We start from the raw sequence: 17,177 nt of genomic DNA on the forward strand, positions 1-17,177 counted from the left end.
AAGCCGGGTTTGTTGTTGCGCGAGTAGCCGATCGGATCAGCCACCGGCCGGACTGAAGCCGATGGTGCGCCGTGTAGTCACCGGCGCGGGCAGTGGCTGGAAGCGCCAACGCTCCACGGCTTCCAGGGCGGCGCGATCGAAGATACGCCGGGGTTCGGAGTGGATGACCCGGGCCGAGCTGACCGATCCATTGACACCCACGATGAATTCAACCTGCACCTCGCCGGACGTTCCGGCGCGGAACGCGTCACGCGGATACTCCGGCGCCGGCGTCGACAGCGGGCGCAAGTCAGCCGCGGTGGGCTTTGCGGCGGCCTTGGCCTGCGCAGCCGCCGCCGCTTTCGCCTCCTCGGCCTTGCGCCGCTCGGCCGCTTGTTCTGCCGCCGTGGCGGCTTGTTGCGCCGCGGTGTTCTCGGCAGCGTCATCCTCCGCCTGCTTGGCGAGCAGCGCCTTCGCCGCTGCTTCCTGCTGCTGCTTCTGGTCCGCCACGCGCTGGCGTTCCAGATCGGCTTGCCTGACCAGCTGTTCCTCGGCCGTCACCTCTTGCCGCGCGGCGCGCGCGGCGACCTCTTGCTGACGCGTGTCGATGCTGGACTTCAGGCGCGCCAACGCCGGGTGCTCCGGCTCCGCCTTCTCCAGCAATGCGGCCAGACGCTGGGCTTCGGCGAAGTCGTCACGGTTTATGCTCTGCTCGGTGGCAATCACCGTCATCGGCAACAGATCGGTCAACGCACTGGACACACCGGCGTCGGCGGGCGACTTGTCGCGCAAGGCAAGGAAGTACTCAACCGCGTTGTCCCCGGCGGGTGCGTACAGGCGATTGTCGCTGTATGCCTTGCGTGCCGCGTCGCGCAAATCCTCGCTGCTGAGGGCCTGCAGCTCCTCGGACACCGCTGTCTCGGGCGTCGCGGCGGGCGCTGCGGCGGGCGTGGCTGTGGTCGCGACCGGTGCGGTGACGTCTTCGGCAGGCTGCTCGTTGCCGCAAGCGCCCAACGCCAGGCCCATGGCCACTACCAGTGAAAATCTTGAAACCGTGGACATCCGGCAGGATGGCCGGATGGATGAATTGCTGATCATGACGAGCTCCCCTGAAGCGCATCCTGGTGGACACACTTGCACAAGGTCGCGAGAGTACGCCTGCTTTGTCAAGCTCAATCGGACAATCGGACACCACACCGCGGCACTCGACAGTGACCCACATTGCCATCCCGGATACGGGCGTTGGTTTTCCTCCACGGCGTTTTTGTGGTCGAATCGACGCTTCAAGCCGATCCTGGGGCGGTTTGGGGATGGACGGCTCTGGATATTTGAACTGCGCGGATGGTTGCCGATCCCGGTGCGGCGGCCGATGCAACGCGACCTGTCACCCAACCCAGTAAAAAAAAGGACTTCAGATGAGCCACTTGATCGATATTTTCCTGCAGCCCAGCAAGGTGTTCGCCGACCTGCGCGAGAAGCCCACGTTCTTGCTGCCATTGCTGGTCATCGCCGTGCTGTCGGCCGCCATGACCCTGGCCTACTTCCTGCGCGTCGACCCGGACTGGTACCTGGACCAGGCCACCCTGGCGATGAGCGCCGGCGATGCCGCACAAGCCCGCGAGATGATGCCGGGCGCGCGCACGATGGGTTACATCGGCGCGATCAGCTCACCGCTGGTCATCGTGGTGATCATGGCCCTGACCTCGCTGTACTACCTGCTGGCCGGCAAGGTCACCGGCAACGCCGTGTCCTTCAAGCACGGCATGAGCCTGGCCAGCTGGGCCAGCATGCCGGCCGTGCTGGGCACCCTGGTGGCCCTGATCGGCGCACTGATGATGGACCCGCAGACATCGCTGGAGTCGCTGATGCTGGCCAACGTGGATCCCTTGCTGGTGCAGCTGCCCGCGGATAGCCCCTGGTCTGCACTGGCTCGCAGTTTCAGCTTGCTGGTGTTCTGGTCCCTGTTCCTGACCGCACTGGGCTGGCGCATCTGGGGCAAGACCAGCTGGTTGCAGGCGATCGTGGTGGCGGCGCTGCCAAGCGTGCTGATCTACGGCGGCATGGCTGCTTTCGCGCTGTTGAAGTGACGGGCCTGCACGAATGAAGTTCAACAGGAAGTGGGTCGCAGCCGCGTTGGTGATCGCGGTCGTCGTGGTTCCTCTGGTGATCAAGAACAGCCGCGACGCCCGCGGGATCGAGGTCGAGATCGCGCCGGCCGAACAACACGAGGTGCGGCCGACCATCCTGGCGTCCGGGCTGCTGGCCTATCGCACCGAGGTCGACCTGACCGCCGAGGTGGTCGGCAAGGTGATCGAGATCCTGGTTGAGGAAGGCGATACGGTCGAGAAGGGACAGCTGTTGGCGCGGCTGGACCCGGAGACCTACAACAACGCCATCCAGCGCGAGGAAGCCAGCCTCCGGCAGAACCGCATCAGCATCGAGCGCCAGCGTGCGGAGCTGTCGCTGCGACAAAAGCAGTTCGAGCGCAGCAAGCAGCTGGTCGCCGGGCAGTTCATCGATCGCAATACCTTTGATGAAGATCGCAACCGCCTGGACGTGGCGCGGGCGGACCTCCGCGGCAGCGAGGAAGCCTTGAAACGCACCGTCGCGGTGCTCGACGAAGCGCGCGAGCAACGGGCCAAGACCGAGATCCGCTCCCCGCAGTCCGGCCAGGTGGTGTCGCTGCCGATCAAGGTCGGTGAGACCGCGATCCCGTCGACCTCATCGCTGGCCGGTGCAAAGCTGATGCAGATCGCCGACACCACCACCGTCCAGGCCGAGCTCAAGGTCGATGAGGGGGATATCGCCAAGGTCGCGTTGGGCCAGCACGCCGACGTCTACCCGGCGGCCTATCCCGAACAGGCGATCAAGGGCACGGTCAGCCAGATCGCCCTGGTACCGACGGTCGAAGGCCAGGGCCGCGCCTACCTGGTCACGGTGCACCTGGACCGGCCCGACGGGCTGACGTTGCGCTCCGGCATGAGCGTGCGCGCCGACCTGTTCCTCAGCGATGGCCGCAAACACCTGGTGGTGCCAGTGGAGGCGGTGCTCACCGACACCAGTGAGGCCGACCAGACCACTCGCCATGTATGGGTGGCGCGCGATGGACAGGCGCACAAGGCGACCGTCACCACCGGCCCGTCCGATGACCGTTGGGAGTCGATCGAGAAGGGCCTGGCGGCGGGTGACAAGGTCATCGTCGGTCCCGCCCGCACCCTGCGTACCTTGAAGGAAGGTGACAACGTGGAGGCGGTCAAGGCTGACAAGAAGAAGGACGCAGATAGCGACAGCAGCAGCGGCGATCGCGGCAACGACGGCGACGACGGCGACGATGCCAGCGACGACGACGCCGCATGATCTCGCTGAGCAATATCGTCAAGCGCTACCAGATGGGCGAGGAGACGGTGATGGCGCTGGCGGGCATCGACCTGTTCATCGACCGCAACGAGTATGTCGCGCTGGTCGGTCCGTCGGGTTCGGGCAAGTCGACCCTGATGAACCTGTTGGGCTGCCTGGACACGCCCAGCGAGGGCACTTACACGTTGAACGGCCGCGACACGTCTTCGATGAACGAGGACGAGCTGGCGCAGGTGCGTAACCGTGAGATCGGGTTCGTGTTCCAGAGCTTCCATCTGCTGCCGCGGCTGACCGTCCTGCAGAACGTGATGCAGCCATTGGTCTATCGCGGCATGCCGATCGCGGAACGGCGCAAGCAGGCGACCGACGCGCTGGTCAAGGTTGGCCTGGCGGATCGGCTTGGGCATCGGCCAACGCAGCTGTCGGGCGGGCAACGGCAGCGCGTGGCCGTGGCCCGCGCGCTGGTCGGCCAGCCTTCGATCCTGCTGGCCGATGAGCCCACCGGCAACCTGGATTCACGCACCTCCGCGGAGATCATGGCGTTGTTCGACGAGCTGCATGCGCAGGGCCAGACCGTGGTGGTGGTCACCCACGAGCCGAGCATCGCGGACCATTGCCGACGCTCCATCCGGGTCAGCGACGGGCGCATCGTCGAGGATCTCGTCCAGCCTGGCAAGACCTTGGTGAACTGACATGAGCGCCCTCATGGAGTCGTTTCGCGCCGCGCTGATCAGCCTGACTTCGCACCGGATGCGCAGCTTCCTGACCACCCTGGGGATCCTGATCGGGACCGCCTCGGTAATCGCGGTGGTCTCGCTGGTGCAGGGATTCTCGGACTCGATCAAAAGCCAGCTCGCCGACATGGGCGGCAGCACGCTGACGCTGACCGCGGAGAACAACAGCGAGAACTTCCGCACCGGCAAGCTCAACCACATCACTTTCGATGACATCGACGTGCTGCGCTACCGGGTACCGGGCGTGGACATGGTCGCCCCGTTGATGGCGATCCAGGCCGCCGGTGCGAGCTACGCCAACCACAGCGCGAGCCCGCAGATCTACGCCACCACCAGCGAGTTCCAGCAGGTCCGCAACGAGTACCCGGAGCACGGGCGCTTCATCGTCGAGAGCGATGACCAGGGGCGGCGGCGGGTGGCGGTGATCGGTACCGAGTTGCGCGACGAACTGGAGATGCCGGACAACCCGGTCGGCGAGTATTTCCAGATCGGCAGCGAGTGGTTCAAGGTCGTCGGGATGATGGAGAAGAAAGGCAAGATTCTCGGCTTCAGCCAGGACAATTTCGCCTACGTTCCGTTCGGCGTCGGCCGGGCGATGACGGGCAACAGCAACGAGCCGATACTGCAGGCGACCTTCACCGTCGCCAACCTGGAGGACGTCGAACTGGTCCGCGAGCGGGTCGAGCGCGCAATCCGGGCGTCGCGCGACATCGCGCCGGGCAAGGATTCGGACTTCAAGGTCGATGCCGCCGATTCCTTCCTCAAGCAGTTCAACCAGATTGCCGGCATGGCCACCGCGGTGCTGGCCGGTATCGTCGGCATCTCGCTGCTGGTCGGTGGCATCGGGATCATGAACATCATGCTGGTATCGGTGACCGAGCGGACCCGCGAGATCGGCATCCTCAAGGCGCTGGGCGCTACCCGCCGCGACATCCTCACCCAGTTCCTGCTTGAGGCCGGCCTGCTGGCCTTGCTGGGCGGGCTGATGGGGATCGTGCTCGGGGTCGGGGTCGGGATGGGCGTGGCCGCATTGATCCCCGGCTTTCCACCGGCCAATGTACCGCTGTGGGTGGTGGTGGCGGCGGCCGGTTTCTCGGCCATGGTCGGGGTGGTGTTCGGGATCATGCCGGCGTCGAAGGCGGCCGGGCTGGATCCGATCGAGGCGCTGCGCTACGAGTGAGCACATCGCGCGGTGGCGCTATTTGCCGACGCAGAAGCTCGAAAAAATGTGTCCCAGCAGGTCATCGGCGCGGACCCTGCCGGTGATTTCACCCAGGGCATCGTGACTGGCGCGCAGCGCTTCGGCGGCCAGTTCCAGCGCGTCATGGTCAAGCTGTGCACTCGCCTCGACCAGCTCGACACGGGCGCGTTGCAACGCGTCCACATGGCGCGCGCGCGCAGTGAATGCACCGTCGCCGGCATCGACTCCATCGCCCAGGGCCAATGCGCCCAGGTGGGCATGCAGGTCGTCCAGGCCGATGCGGGTGCGCGCCGATACCCACAGGTGCGATGACCCGTGATTGGCGTCCATCTGGCCCGATGCCGCCCGGCCTGACTTCATCGAATCGGGGATCGCCCCATCCAGCAAATCGGCCTTGTTGTGCAGCCACAGGATCCGCGGCACGCCGGCAATCGCCTCGGCCACCGCGGCGGTGCCGGCCTGCGGGTCGCGTGCATCCAGCACCACGATGGCCAGGTCGGCGCGTTCCAGCTCATCGTGGGCGCGGCGCATGCCTTCGCGCTCGATCGCGTCACCACCCTCGCGCAGGCCGGCGGTGTCGACCAGGGTCAGTTCAACGCCGTCGATGCGCACCACTTCCTGCAACAGGTCGCGGGTGGTGCCGGCAATGTCGGTGACAATCGCCCGGTCGCTGCCCGCCAGCACGTTGAGCAGCGAGCTCTTGCCGGCGTTAGGCGGGCCAATGATCACCGCATGCAGGCCATCGCGCAGGCGACGGCCGCGCTGGGCGGCCGCCAGCAGCTGATCCAGGGCTTGCTGCAGCTGCCCCAATTTGGCGCGCAGCTCATTGCCGCCCAGGGTGTCGAGCGGCTCGTCGGCAAAATCGATCGCCGCCTCCACATGCACGCGCACGCCGATCAGGCCGCTGGCGATCGCCTCGACCCGCGATGAGAACTCGCCGTCCAACGCCCGCCGCGCCGCGCGGGCGGCGCGCACGTCAGCCGCCGCGATCAGGTCGGCAACCGCCTCGGCCTGGGCCAGGTCGAGACGACCTTCCAGGAAGGCACGCTCGCTGAATTCCCCCGGTCTCGCCTGCCTGGCACCCAGGTCCCAGCAGCGAGCCAACAACGCCTGCAGCACGGCCGGCCCACCATGGCCCTGCAACTCGACCACGTCTTCACCGGTGTAGCTGGCCGGTGCGGCGAAGTACAACGCGATGCCGTCGTCGATGGTCTCGCCGCCAACGTCGGTGAACCGTACGTAGTGGGCGTGGCGCGGGACCAGCGGACGCAGGCAGACGGTCTCGCCGATTGAGCGCGCACGCGGGCCCGACAAGCGCACGATGCCCACGCCGCCCGCGCCGGGCGCGGTCGCTATCGCAGCAATGGTGTCGCGGTCGGGCCCGGTCATGGTGTCCATGATCGCAGATGGTCTCGTGGTAGGTGCCTGGTAGGTGCCGACGACCGATAGCAGAAACCCGCCAGTTGGCGGGCTCCTGTCTTCATTCCAGCGAGTGGCTAAGCCTTCACTGGCGCCGGCGCTTCGCTGTACTTCTTGATCATCCACCACTGCTGGATCAAGCCCAGACCCGCGTTGGTCACCCAGTAAAGCACCAGGCCTGCCGGGAAGAAGGCAAACATGACCCCGAACGCCAGCGGCATGAACTGCATCATCTTCTTCTGCATCGGATCGACGCCGGCCATCGGAGTGAGCTTCTGGGTCGCCCACATCAGCGCGATGTTGATCGCCGGCAGCACGAAGAACGGATCGCGTGCGGTCAGGTCCTGGATCCACAGGATCCACGGTGCATGACGCAGCTCGACCGACTCGGACAACATCCAGTACAGGGCCAGGAACACCGGCATCTGCAACAGCAGCGGCAGGCAGCCACCGACCGGGTTGATCTTTTCCTTCTTGTACAGCTCCATCATGGCCGCTTGCAGCTTCTGCTTGTCGTCGCCGTAGCGCTCCTTGAGCTGGGCCATGCGCGGCTGGAACTTGCGCATCTTCGCCATCGACTTGTACTGCGCCGCCGACAGCGGAAACATCACCGCTTTCAGCAGGAACACCAGCCCGACGATCGACCAGCCCCAGTTGCTCAACAAGCCATGCAACCACTGCAGCACCCAGAACAGCCATCCGGCCAGGGTCGCCATCGGTGAAAACCGGCTGAAGTCGACGGCGCGGTCCAGACCCGGCACCTGCTGGGCCTGGATCTGGCTGACCAGCTTGGGACCCACCCACAGGCGCGCCTGGGTGCTGGCAGTCCCGCCTGGCGCCACGCTGACGCCCGGACCGACCTCACGGATCAGGTACCGGGTGGCCCCGTTTTCACTGGCGGTCGTCAGCGAGAAGGTGCTGTCATCAGCCGCACCGGGAATCCAGGCACCGAAGAAGTGGTGCTGCAGGAACGAGATCCAGCCGCCGTTGACCTGCTTGTTCAGCGGGCCGTCCTCGATGAAGTCTTCGTACTTGCGCTTCTCGTACTTGTCCGTGGCACTGAACCACGCCGCGCCCTGGAAGCTGTACTTCTCCGGACTCATCGGTGCGCTGCTTTCCAGCGCGCGTGGCACCCGGCTCAATTGCCGATAGACAAAGCCCTGCCACGGATCCGTACCCTGGTTGATTACCTCGTCACGCACATCGACCACGTAGTTGCCGCGGTGGAAGGTATAGGTGCGCTGGATGCTCAGGCCATTCGGGCCATTCCATGTGTAAGGCACCACCAACTGGTCTTCACCCGGATCCAGCTGGAAATCCGCCCCTGCCGGCAGCGCGTCGCGGTCCAGCACGAAACCCGACTGGTGGGTCGGCGTGGAGCCGCTATTGCTGACCCAGCCACTCTGGGCGACAAAATAGTCGGCCGGGTCCTGGCTGAACAACCGGACCGGCGCGCTGTCTTCGTCCGCGGTGCTCGGATAGGCCAGCAGATCGGCCTGGAGCACCTCGCCACCATCAAGCACGATCTGGAGCACGTCAGTGGCGACGGTGACCGTCGCCGATTTAACGCCCGAGGTGGCGACAGCGTCGGGCGCAGCGGCCGCCGCCGGCGCAGCCATGGTCGGCACCCCGGGGACGCCGGCGCCCGTGCTGCCGGCACCATCAACGCCGGCGGGACGGTTTGCGGCCGGGATCGTCGACGTGCTCGCCGAGGTGCTGGTCGTCGGCGTCGTAGGAGGCGCGTCCTGCTCTTTGTTCCACTCCATCCACAGCAGGGTCGCCACCATCAGCCAGGCGAAAATCAGGAATACACGGGTCTGGTTCATGGGCAACAGGCAGGCTCATCCGCCGCCGGAAGGCGGCGTGGGGTCGGTGGAAGAAGGAACGTCGGAACGTCGGGATGGCGGCATTGTGCCGTCCGCGCCAGGCCGCGGCAACGGCGCCGACGCGGAACCGCGGGCCGCCATGGCGTCGATCGGCAGTGCACCCGCTCGCTGCAACAGCCCGAGAAAGGCCGCTTGCAATTGCTGGTGGTCACAGCGTGCGGCACCGACCCGGGCGACCAGCACGTAATCACCGTCAGCCAAATCAGCACGACAGGCGCGGAAAGTCTCGCGCAACACGCGCTTGATCCGGTTGCGCCCGACCGCATGCGGATCGACCTTGCGCGAGACCGCCAAACCCAGGCGCGGGCCCGATTCTGGACGCTGGAAACAAGGTCGACTGGAGCCGGGACGTTCACGGCGGGCCAGTTCACAGCTCGCTCGCGCCGCATCGGCGGTCTGCCAATGCAATGCGAGCACGGGCAGCGCCACGCGCCGGCCGTGCTTGAATATGCGGTCGAAATCGGATTTCGCGCGAACCCGCGCAGTGCGCGGGAAGCGGGTCTTCGGCATCAGGACGTCAACGGCGGCAAGGGGCTGCCGTTGCGACATCACCTGCGCTTAGGCGCAGAGACGCTTGCGACCCTTGGCGCGGCGACGCGACAGGATCTTGCGGCCATCGGCCGTCGCCATGCGTGCACGGAAGCCGTGGTCGCGCTTGCGCTTGAGGTTGCTGGGTTGGTAGGTGCGCTTGGTGGACATGGCTGCGGTTCTGCATTTACGGCGGAATAAGACCGGCAAGTCTAACGAGGATTCAGCGGGCTGGTCAAATGGCGGCGATCCGGGCCGCTGCGCCAGGCGCGTCCAGCCGCTGCAACGCGCCGCACAGCCGGCCAGCTGCGGCACCTGCGCCGCGTCATCGCCCGGTTCTGCTGCGTGCTAGTCTGGCTCGCCACAACCTTGATCCGCGCGGCGCGATGCCCATCCTCGCACACGCCGATCTTCGCCATTGCATGAAAGACCCTATGGACGCTTGGCCCCACTGCCTGGAACGACTCGAGGCCGAATTGCCGGCCGAGGACGTCCACGCCTGGCTCAAACCACTGCAAGCCAGCCGCCGCGACGGCGCTACCGTGCTTTTTGCGCCCAACGCGTTCGTCGTCGAGCACGTGCGGGAGCGCTACCTGGGGCGGATCCGCGAATTACTCGCGCATTTTTCCGGCGATGGCGATGTCAGCCTGGAAGTCGGCTCATTGCCGCGCGAAGCCATGCCCGCCGCGCTGGTGCCCTCCCCGGTACGCCCGATCAGCAGCGCTGCGATCGAGCCGTTCAACGGCAACCTGGACAACCACTACACGTTCGAGAATTTCGTCGAGGGGCGCAGCAACCAGTTGGGCCGTGCCGCCGCCATGCAGGCGGCACTCAGTCCCGGTGAGCGGGGCCATAACCCGCTGCTGCTGTATGGCGGCACGGGACTGGGCAAAACCCACCTGATGTTTGCCGCCGGCAACCTGATGCGTGCCAACAACCCCGCCGCGCGAGTCATGTACCTGCGTAGCGAGCAGTTCTTCAGCGCCATGATGAAGGCCTTGCAGGAAAAGGCCATGGACGGGTTCAAGCGGCATTTCCAGCGCGTCGACGCCTTGCTGATCGACGACATCCAGTTTTTTGCCGGCAAAGACCGTACCCAGGAAGAGTTCTTCCACACCTTCAATGCGCTTTTCGACGGCAAGCAACAGATCATCCTGACCTGCGACCGGTTCCCACGCGAGGTCGAGGGGCTGGAACCCCGATTGAAATCGCGTCTGGCCTGGGGCCTCAGCGTGGCGATCGATCCGCCTGACTTCGAGACCCGCGCCCAGATCGTGCTGTCCAAGGCGCAGGAACGCGGCGTGGCGATCCCGGAGGATGTCGCATTCCTGTTGGCCAAGAAGATGCGGTCCAACGTCCGTGACCTGGAAGGCGCCCTCAACACACTGACCGCCCGCGCCAACTTCACCGGTCGCGCGATCACCATCGATTTCGCCCAGGAAACCTTGCGTGACCTGCTGCGCGCACAGCAACAGGCCATCGGCATCCCCAACATCCAGAAGACCGTGGCAGACTACTACGGTCTCCAGATGAAGGATCTGTTGTCGAAGCGACGGACACGTTCGCTCGCGCGCCCACGGCAGATGGCCATGGCGTTGACCAAAGAGCTGACCGAACACAGTCTGCCGGAGATCGGCGACGCGTTTGCCGGACGTGATCACACCACCGTGCTGCACGCCTGCCGACAGATCAGGACGTTGATGGAAACGGACGGAAAGATGCATGAAGACTGGGAAAAATTGATCCGTAAACTCAGTGAGTAGTCCCTCCGGCAACGGTGTGCAGCACTGGGGTACAAGTTGTGGATAACTCGCACGTCGGGGTACGGGTCAAAACTTGTCCACAGGTTCAAGCTTCATTGAAGCGGCAGTTGTACCAGGTTTTAGATTGGCGGTTAATCTAGTTAAATCAATAGGTTGGGATGGTTATCCCGGATATTCCCGAACACCACCACCACCAGGCTTTTGATTTATACATTCTTTTGTATTGGGCATAGGGGTAGGACCGAATGCGTTTCAGCCTGCAACGAGAAGTGTTTCTCAAACCGTTGGCCCAGGTCGTCAACGTGGTCGAACGCAGACAGACCCTTCCGGTCCTGGCCAATTTGCTGGCCCAGGTCAAGGACGGCCAGCTGTCTCTGACGGGCACCGACCTGGAAGTCGAGATGGTCTCGCGAGTGGCGGTGGACGAAGCCGAGGATGGGGAAACCACAATTCCGGCGCGAAAGCTGTTCGATATCGTTCGGGCCCTGCCCGATGGCAGCAAGATCACGGTGTCCCAGAGCGGGGACAAGCTTTCCGTGCAAGCCGGACGTTCGCGTTTCACCCTGGCCAGCCTGCCGGCCAATGATTTTCCTTCGCTGGACGAGGTCGAGGCCACCGAACGGGTGCAGGTCTCCGAAGCAACGCTGAAGGAGTTGATCGAACGCACTGCCTTCGCAATGGCCCAGCAAGACGTCCGCTACTACCTCAACGGGCTGCTGTTCGACCTGCGCGAAGAGAGTCTGCGCTGTGTAGCCACCGACGGCCACCGCCTGGCACTGTGCGAGGCGCCCTACGAGGGTAACGCCCAGACCAAGCGCCAGATCATCGTTCCTCGCAAAGGCGTGACCGAGTTGCAACGTCTGCTGGAAGGCGGTGACCGCGAGCTGGAACTGGAAATGGGCCGCGGCCACATCCGGGTCAAGCGTGACGACGTTACCTTCACCAGCAAGTTGATCGACGGACGATTCCCCGATTATGAAGCGGTGATCCCGATCGGCGCCGACAAGGAAGTCCGGATTGACCGTGAAGTGCTGCGTGCTTCCCTGCAGCGCGCAGCGATCCTGTCGAACGAGAAGTACCGGGGCGTCCGCATCGAGGTCTCCCCGGGCCAGCTCAAGATCAGTGCGCACAACCCTGAGCAGGAAGAAGCGCAGGAAGAAGTGGAAGCAGATACCAAGGTCGACGACCTGGCGGTTGGCTTCAATGTCAATTACCTGTTGGACGCGTTGTCAGCGCTGAGGGGCGATCAAGTGGTGCTGGCATTGCGTGATGCAAACTCTTCGGCCCTGGTGCGAGAGGCCGACAACGAGCGTTGCCGCCATGTGGTGATGCCGCTCAGGCTTTGACGGACCCCGTACCCCACATGTTCCACGTGGAACGCGTTTACCTTGCCACTACGCCCGGTTTGTCCGGGCGTAGTGGTTTCTGCCGCGCGGCGATTGGCTTAAGGTGCGGTCAATGCGTGTAACCCGCCTTGATATCCGGCACCTGCGGCGATTTCAGGAACTGTTGCTGCAACCTGGCCCAACGGTGAACCTGATCACCGGTGATAACGGCGCAGGCAAGACCAGCATCCTTGAAGCACTGCATTTGATGGCTTACGGGCGCAGCTTCCGCGGTCGGGTGCGCGACGGGCTGGTCCGGCATGGGGATGACACATTGGAGGTTTTTGTTGAATGGCAGGAACTGACCAGAAGCCGTTCCGGGGGGCACTTCCTGCCGACGGGAGCCCCTGACGGTGATATCCGGATGCGGAAAGCCGGTTTGCGCCATAGCGGGCAAGACTGGAGTGGCCGGCTGGATGGGGCCGGCGTGTCTCACCTGGGAGAACTGTGTGCTGCTTTGGCGGTGGTTACGTTTGAGCCAGGAAGTCACGCACTGATAACAGGGCCCGCCGACATTCGCCGGCGCTACCTTGATTGGGGACTGTTCCACGTGGAACCGGGCTTTCTCCCCTTGTGGCGGCGCTACTCCCGGGCCCTCAAACAACGCAATGCGTTGTTGAAATCCCGCTCTGGTCACTCCCAGATCGACGCGTGGGATCGTGAGCTTTCCGAGGCAGGTGAGCCGCTCACCAGGTACAGACACGCCTATCTGTCCGCTCTGCAGCCTCTGTTCAGCGAGGTCGCGGCGGATCTGGCGCCGGCATTGGGGGGTGTCACGATGGACTACCAGCCGGGTTGGCGACGCGATGACCTTCCTCTTGCCGATGCGTTGCTGCTCGCCCGTGACCGGGACCTGCAGACGGGCTTCACTTCGCTGGGGCCGCACCGTGCCGATTGGCGCATCCAGTTTGGTTCGCTGCCAGGTCGGGACGCGTTGTCTCGCGGGCAGGGAAAGCTGACCGCGTTGTCCGCCTTGCTGGCGCAAGCGGGCCATTACGCGGCGACTCGTGGGGAATGGCCGGTGATTGCGTTGGACGACCTGTCCTCGGAGCTGGACCGTAACCATCAGCAACGTGTGCTTCAGCGTCTGTCAAACAGTGGCGCGCAGGTATTCATCACTGGAACCGAGCGGCCCGCAGCGCTGGCTGCCCTGTCCATCGATGCCACCTTGTTCCACGTGGAACAAGGTGTGCTGAGCGCAGGCGATACCGTCTAGTTCCACCGCAGGAGGCGCTCCACGCTGCCCATGCGGCTGCCTGAATGCCAATCCGGGCGCCGGGCCGTCAAATCCGCGGCAAGGCGCAAGGACACTCGTCCTGCCTGCTATACTGAGCTACGTTTTCCCTTGCGTTTCGACGCCGCCGCGTACTTGGCGGCCGCGTCGTCGGAGCCTGTTGCCGCATGACCCAGATCGAACACGATCCTTCCCCGATCCGCAGCGAAACCCAGCCGGACGCTACCTCGCCGTCGCAAACCTACGATTCCAGCAAGATTACGGTCTTGCGTGGACTGGAGGCCGTACGCAAACGTCCAGGCATGTATATCGGTGACGTGCACGACGGTACCGGGCTGCACCACATGGTGTTCGAGGTGGTCGACAACGCCGTCGACGAAGCCCTGGCCGGCCACGCCGACGATATCGTGGTCACCCTGCACGAGGATGGCTCGGTGGCGGTGTCCGATAACGGGCGCGGCATCCCGGTCGACCTGCACAAGGAAGAACACGTCTCTGCGGCCGAGGTCATCATGACCGTGCTGCATGCGGGCGGAAAGTTCGACGACAACAGCTACAAGGTATCGGGTGGCCTGCACGGCGTCGGCGTATCTGTGGTCAACGCCTTGTCCGAGCATCTCTGGCTCGATATCTGGCGCGATGGCTTCCACCACCGGCAGGAATATTCGCTGGGCGAGCCGCTGTACCCGCTGAAGAAGCTGGAAGCCTCCGACCAGCGTGGCACCATCCTGCGCTTCAAGCCGGCCACCGCGATTTTCTCGGATGTGGAGTTTCACTACGAAATCCTCGCCAAGCGCCTGCGTGAGCTGTCTTTCCTCAATTCCGGGGTTCGCATCACCCTGCAGGACGAACGCGGCGAACAGCGAAAGGACGTGTTCGAGTACGAGGGCGGCATCCGCTCGTTCGTCGAGCACCTGGCCCAGCTCAAGACCCCGCTGCACCCGAACGTCATCTCGGTCACCGGTGAGGAGAATGGCATCACCGTGGACGTGGCGATCCAGTGGACCGACGCCTATCAGGAAACGATGTTCTGCTACACCAACAACATCCCGCAAAAGGATGGCGGTACCCACCTGATTGGTTTCCGGGCCGCGCTGACCCGCACCCTGACCAACTATATCGAGCAGTCCGGGCTGGCCAAGCAGGCCAAGGTGACCTTGTCGGGCGATGACATGCGCGAAGGCATGATCGCGGTGCTGTCGGTCAAGGTGCCGGATCCGAGCTTCTCCTCGCAGACCAAGGAAAAACTGGTCTCATCCGACGTGAGACCGGTAGTTGAGCACACGTTCGGTGCACGTTTGCAGGAGTTCCTGCAAGAGCACCCGGTTGAAGCCCGTGCGATCACCGGCAAGATCCTGGATGCAGCCCGTGCCCGCGAGGCCGCCCGCAAGGCGCGCGACCTGACCCGTCGCAAGGGTGCCCTGGATATTGCCGGCCTGCCCGGCAAGCTGGCCGACTGCCAGGAAAAGGATCCCGCGCTGTCCGAACTGTTCATCGTCGAGGGTGACTCCGCCGGCGGCTCGGCCAAGCAGGGCCGCAACCGCAAGAACCAGGCGGTGTTGCCGCTGCGCGGCAAGATCCTCAACGTCGAGCGCGCCCGCTTCGACCGCATGCTTTCCAGCGCCGAGGTCGGCACCCTGATCACCGCGTTGGGCACCGGCATCGGCAAGGACGAATACAACCCCGACAAGCTGCGCTACCACCGCATCATCATCATGACCGACGCCGACGTCGACGGCGCCCACATCCGTACCCTGCTGTTGACCTTTTTCTACCGGCAGATGCCAGAGTTGATCGAGCGCGGCTACGTCTACATCGGCCTGCCGCCGCTGTACAAGATCAAGCAGGGCAAGACCGAGGTGTACCTCAAGGACGATGCGGCGCTCAACGCCTACCTGGCCAGCAATGCAATCGAAGGCGCGGCGCTGATCCCGGCCGAAGGTGAGCCACCGGTCACCGGCGTTGCCCTGGAGCAGTTGTTGCTTGCCTACGCCAGCGCACGCGAAGCGATTGCCCGCAATGCGCATCGTTACGACCCCGAGGTGCTCGAGGCGTTGATCGATTTCACGCCGCTGGACGCCGAGCATCTATCACAGAACATCGACGAACGCCATGAGCTGGACCTTCTGGAACAGCGCCTCAACCAAAAGCAGTTGGGCAAGCCGCGTTATGCGTTGAGCCTGCAGGCCGCCACCGATGCGCATCCTGCGGCGCTGGTGGCCAAGCGCACGCACATGGGCGAGGAGTTGCTGCAGGTACTGCCTTTGGCCGCGTTTGCCGGCGGCGAGTTGCGACCGTTGCGCGAGGCCGCCGCCCATCTGCATGGGTTGATCCGCGAGGGCGCGAAAATCATTCGTGGCAACCGCGAACAAGCCATCGACAGCTTTGCCGAGGCCCAGGTGTGGTTGCTGGAAGAGGCCAAGAAAGGCCGCCAGATCCAGCGCTTCAAGGGCCTTGGCGAGATGAACCCGGAGCAGTTGTGGGACACCACGGTCAATCCGGAAACCCGGCGCCTGCTGCAGGTGAAGATCGAGGACGCGGTGGCTGCCGACCAGGTCTTCAGTACCTTGATGGGCGATGTGGTGGAACCGCGCCGCGCGTTTATCGAAGACAACGCGCTGAAGGCGGGCAACCTGGATATCTGACCGGTCGTGCACCGGCATGTGATACCGCGCGGTGCAGGCATCGCGCGGGAGCCCGCTGGGGGGCGTTGACCTGGCATTCATCGCTTTGCGGTTACACCGAAAGCATCGCAAACAAGGAAATACCACCATGAAGCGTCTGCTCCTCGGAGTTGCGATGGCGGCCGTCGTCGCCGCTTGCGCGACCACCACCTCGCCCACTGGCCGCACTCAGGCGGTGGGCGCGATCTCGCAGCAGCAGCTCGACCAGATGGGGGCACAGGCGTTTGCCGAGTACAAGGCCAAACTGCCCCAAAGCAAAAATTCCAGCCAGACCCGTTATGTGCGCTGCGTGGTTGACGCTGTCACGCAGCAGCTGGGAAGCGGCGGTGGCAACACACAATGGGAGGTGGCGCTGTTCGACAACGATGAACCGAACGCCTTCGCGCTACCGGGCGGGAAAATCGGCGTCTACACCGGGATCTTCAAGGTCGCCAAGAACCAGGATCAGCTGGCCGCGGTGATCGCCCATGAAATCGGGCATGTCATCGCCCACCACCATGACGAGCGCATTACCCGGCAGATGGGCGCGCAGGCCGGGCTGGGTGTCCTGGGCGCGTTGATCGGTTCGCAATATGGGACCGGCGCAGCGCAAACGACCCAGCAGCTTGGCGGTATGGCGGTACAGACCGCGCTGTTGCTACCCAATAATCGGACCCAGGAGTCCGAGGCGGACGTTGTCGGACAGCGATTGATGGCACAGGCCGGATTCGACCCGGGGCAAGCGGTGAACCTGTGGCAGAACATGATCGGTGCCAGCTCCAGTCGCGCGCCCGAATGGCTGTCGACCCATCCCGATCCGCAGAGCCGTATCGCGGAGCTGGATGCGCGGGCGGACGGGTTGGCGGCGACCTATCAGCAAGCTCGCGCCGCCGGCCACGTTCCCAAATGCGGTTAAGGCGGCATCAGGCTAGGACGAAATGCACCTTCTACCCGCAATAAGTTTCTGCTAGGTTGTTCGTCCACTGTCCTCCAACCGATCCGCAGCCTCTGGCAGCGATCGCTGCCAA

General features: G+C 64.3%; 14 protein-coding genes. 9 read left to right on the forward strand and 5 right to left on the reverse strand.

Features of this window, described 5'->3' with window-relative positions; genetic code table 11:
• Positions 1-36: 36 nt before the first annotated feature.
• On the reverse strand, positions 37-1,041 hold the full coding sequence (locus tag ACW7G1_RS00795) for an energy transducer TonB (protein WP_456978799.1): 1,005 nt from the start codon (positions 1,039-1,041) through the stop codon (positions 37-39).
• A gap of 353 nt (positions 1,042-1,394) precedes the next feature.
• Between ACW7G1_RS00795 and ACW7G1_RS00800 the strand changes: the two genes are divergently transcribed.
• From ACW7G1_RS00800 to ACW7G1_RS00815, 4 genes are read left to right on the forward strand one after another with little or no spacing between them, the layout of a single operon-like run.
• Positions 1,395-2,066 carry a YIP1 family protein gene (locus ACW7G1_RS00800; protein ID WP_456977871.1) on the forward strand — a complete coding sequence of 224 codons (672 nt, stop codon included), beginning with the start codon at positions 1,395-1,397 and terminating at the stop codon, positions 2,064-2,066.
• A gap of 13 nt (positions 2,067-2,079) precedes the next feature.
• The gene (locus ACW7G1_RS00805; RefSeq protein ID WP_456977872.1) at positions 2,080-3,336 is read left to right on the forward strand and encodes an efflux RND transporter periplasmic adaptor subunit; all 1,257 of its coding nucleotides are present in this window, start codon (positions 2,080-2,082) and stop codon (positions 3,334-3,336) included.
• Positions 3,333-4,028: an ABC transporter ATP-binding protein gene (locus tag ACW7G1_RS00810; protein WP_456977873.1), complete on the forward strand. Its 696-nt coding sequence runs from the start codon at positions 3,333-3,335 to the stop codon at positions 4,026-4,028. Before ACW7G1_RS00805 ends, ACW7G1_RS00810 begins: the two co-directional genes overlap by 4 nt.
• Before the next feature lies 1 nt (position 4,029).
• A complete protein-coding gene (locus tag ACW7G1_RS00815) occupies positions 4,030-5,250 on the forward strand; it encodes an ABC transporter permease (protein ID WP_456977874.1) in 1,221 nt (406 codons plus the stop codon).
• Positions 5,251-5,268: 18 nt separating this feature from the next.
• On the opposite strand, the gene mnmE is transcribed toward ACW7G1_RS00815, so the two are convergent.
• The 4 genes from mnmE to rpmH all read right to left on the reverse strand — a co-directional run bounded on the left by mnmE (position 5,269) and on the right by rpmH (position 9,275).
• Positions 5,269-6,660 (reverse strand): tRNA uridine-5-carboxymethylaminomethyl(34) synthesis GTPase MnmE, encoded by a 1,392-nt coding sequence (mnmE, locus tag ACW7G1_RS00820; protein WP_456977875.1) that lies wholly within the window; start codon positions 6,658-6,660, stop codon positions 5,269-5,271.
• Between the two features lie 107 nt (positions 6,661-6,767).
• Positions 6,768-8,516 (reverse strand): membrane protein insertase YidC, encoded by a 1,749-nt coding sequence (yidC, locus tag ACW7G1_RS00825; protein WP_456977876.1) that lies wholly within the window; start codon positions 8,514-8,516, stop codon positions 6,768-6,770.
• Positions 8,517-8,531: 15 nt separating this feature from the next.
• Positions 8,532-9,086, reverse strand: coding sequence for a ribonuclease P protein component (gene rnpA, locus ACW7G1_RS00830; protein ID WP_456977877.1), 555 nt, complete (start codon positions 9,084-9,086; stop codon positions 8,532-8,534).
• Positions 9,087-9,134: 48 nt separating this feature from the next.
• A complete protein-coding gene (gene rpmH / locus ACW7G1_RS00835; RefSeq protein WP_456962744.1) occupies positions 9,135-9,275 on the reverse strand; it encodes a 50S ribosomal protein L34 in 141 nt (46 codons plus the stop codon).
• A 263-nt stretch (positions 9,276-9,538) separates the two neighbouring features.
• Here rpmH and dnaA point away from each other — a divergent pair, with 263 nt between their 5' ends.
• From dnaA to ACW7G1_RS00860, 5 genes are all read left to right on the forward strand, one after another.
• Positions 9,539-10,867, forward strand: coding sequence for a chromosomal replication initiator protein DnaA (gene dnaA / locus ACW7G1_RS00840; protein ID WP_456977878.1), 1,329 nt, complete (start codon positions 9,539-9,541; stop codon positions 10,865-10,867).
• Positions 10,868-11,112: 245 nt separating this feature from the next.
• The gene (dnaN, locus tag ACW7G1_RS00845; RefSeq protein ID WP_456962742.1) at positions 11,113-12,213 is read left to right on the forward strand and encodes a DNA polymerase III subunit beta; all 1,101 of its coding nucleotides are present in this window, start codon (positions 11,113-11,115) and stop codon (positions 12,211-12,213) included.
• 112 nt (positions 12,214-12,325) lie between these two features.
• Positions 12,326-13,468: a DNA replication/repair protein RecF gene (recF, locus tag ACW7G1_RS00850; RefSeq protein ID WP_456977879.1), complete on the forward strand. Its 1,143-nt coding sequence runs from the start codon at positions 12,326-12,328 to the stop codon at positions 13,466-13,468.
• A gap of 185 nt (positions 13,469-13,653) precedes the next feature.
• Positions 13,654-16,131, forward strand: coding sequence for a DNA topoisomerase (ATP-hydrolyzing) subunit B (gyrB, locus tag ACW7G1_RS00855; protein ID WP_456977880.1), 2,478 nt, complete (start codon positions 13,654-13,656; stop codon positions 16,129-16,131).
• Between the two features lie 127 nt (positions 16,132-16,258).
• Positions 16,259-17,065 (forward strand): M48 family metallopeptidase, encoded by an 807-nt coding sequence (locus ACW7G1_RS00860; RefSeq protein ID WP_456977881.1) that lies wholly within the window; start codon positions 16,259-16,261, stop codon positions 17,063-17,065.
• Positions 17,066-17,177 lie beyond the last annotated feature (112 nt).

The sequence above is a fragment of the Lysobacter sp. A378 genome, from assembly GCF_054052125.1.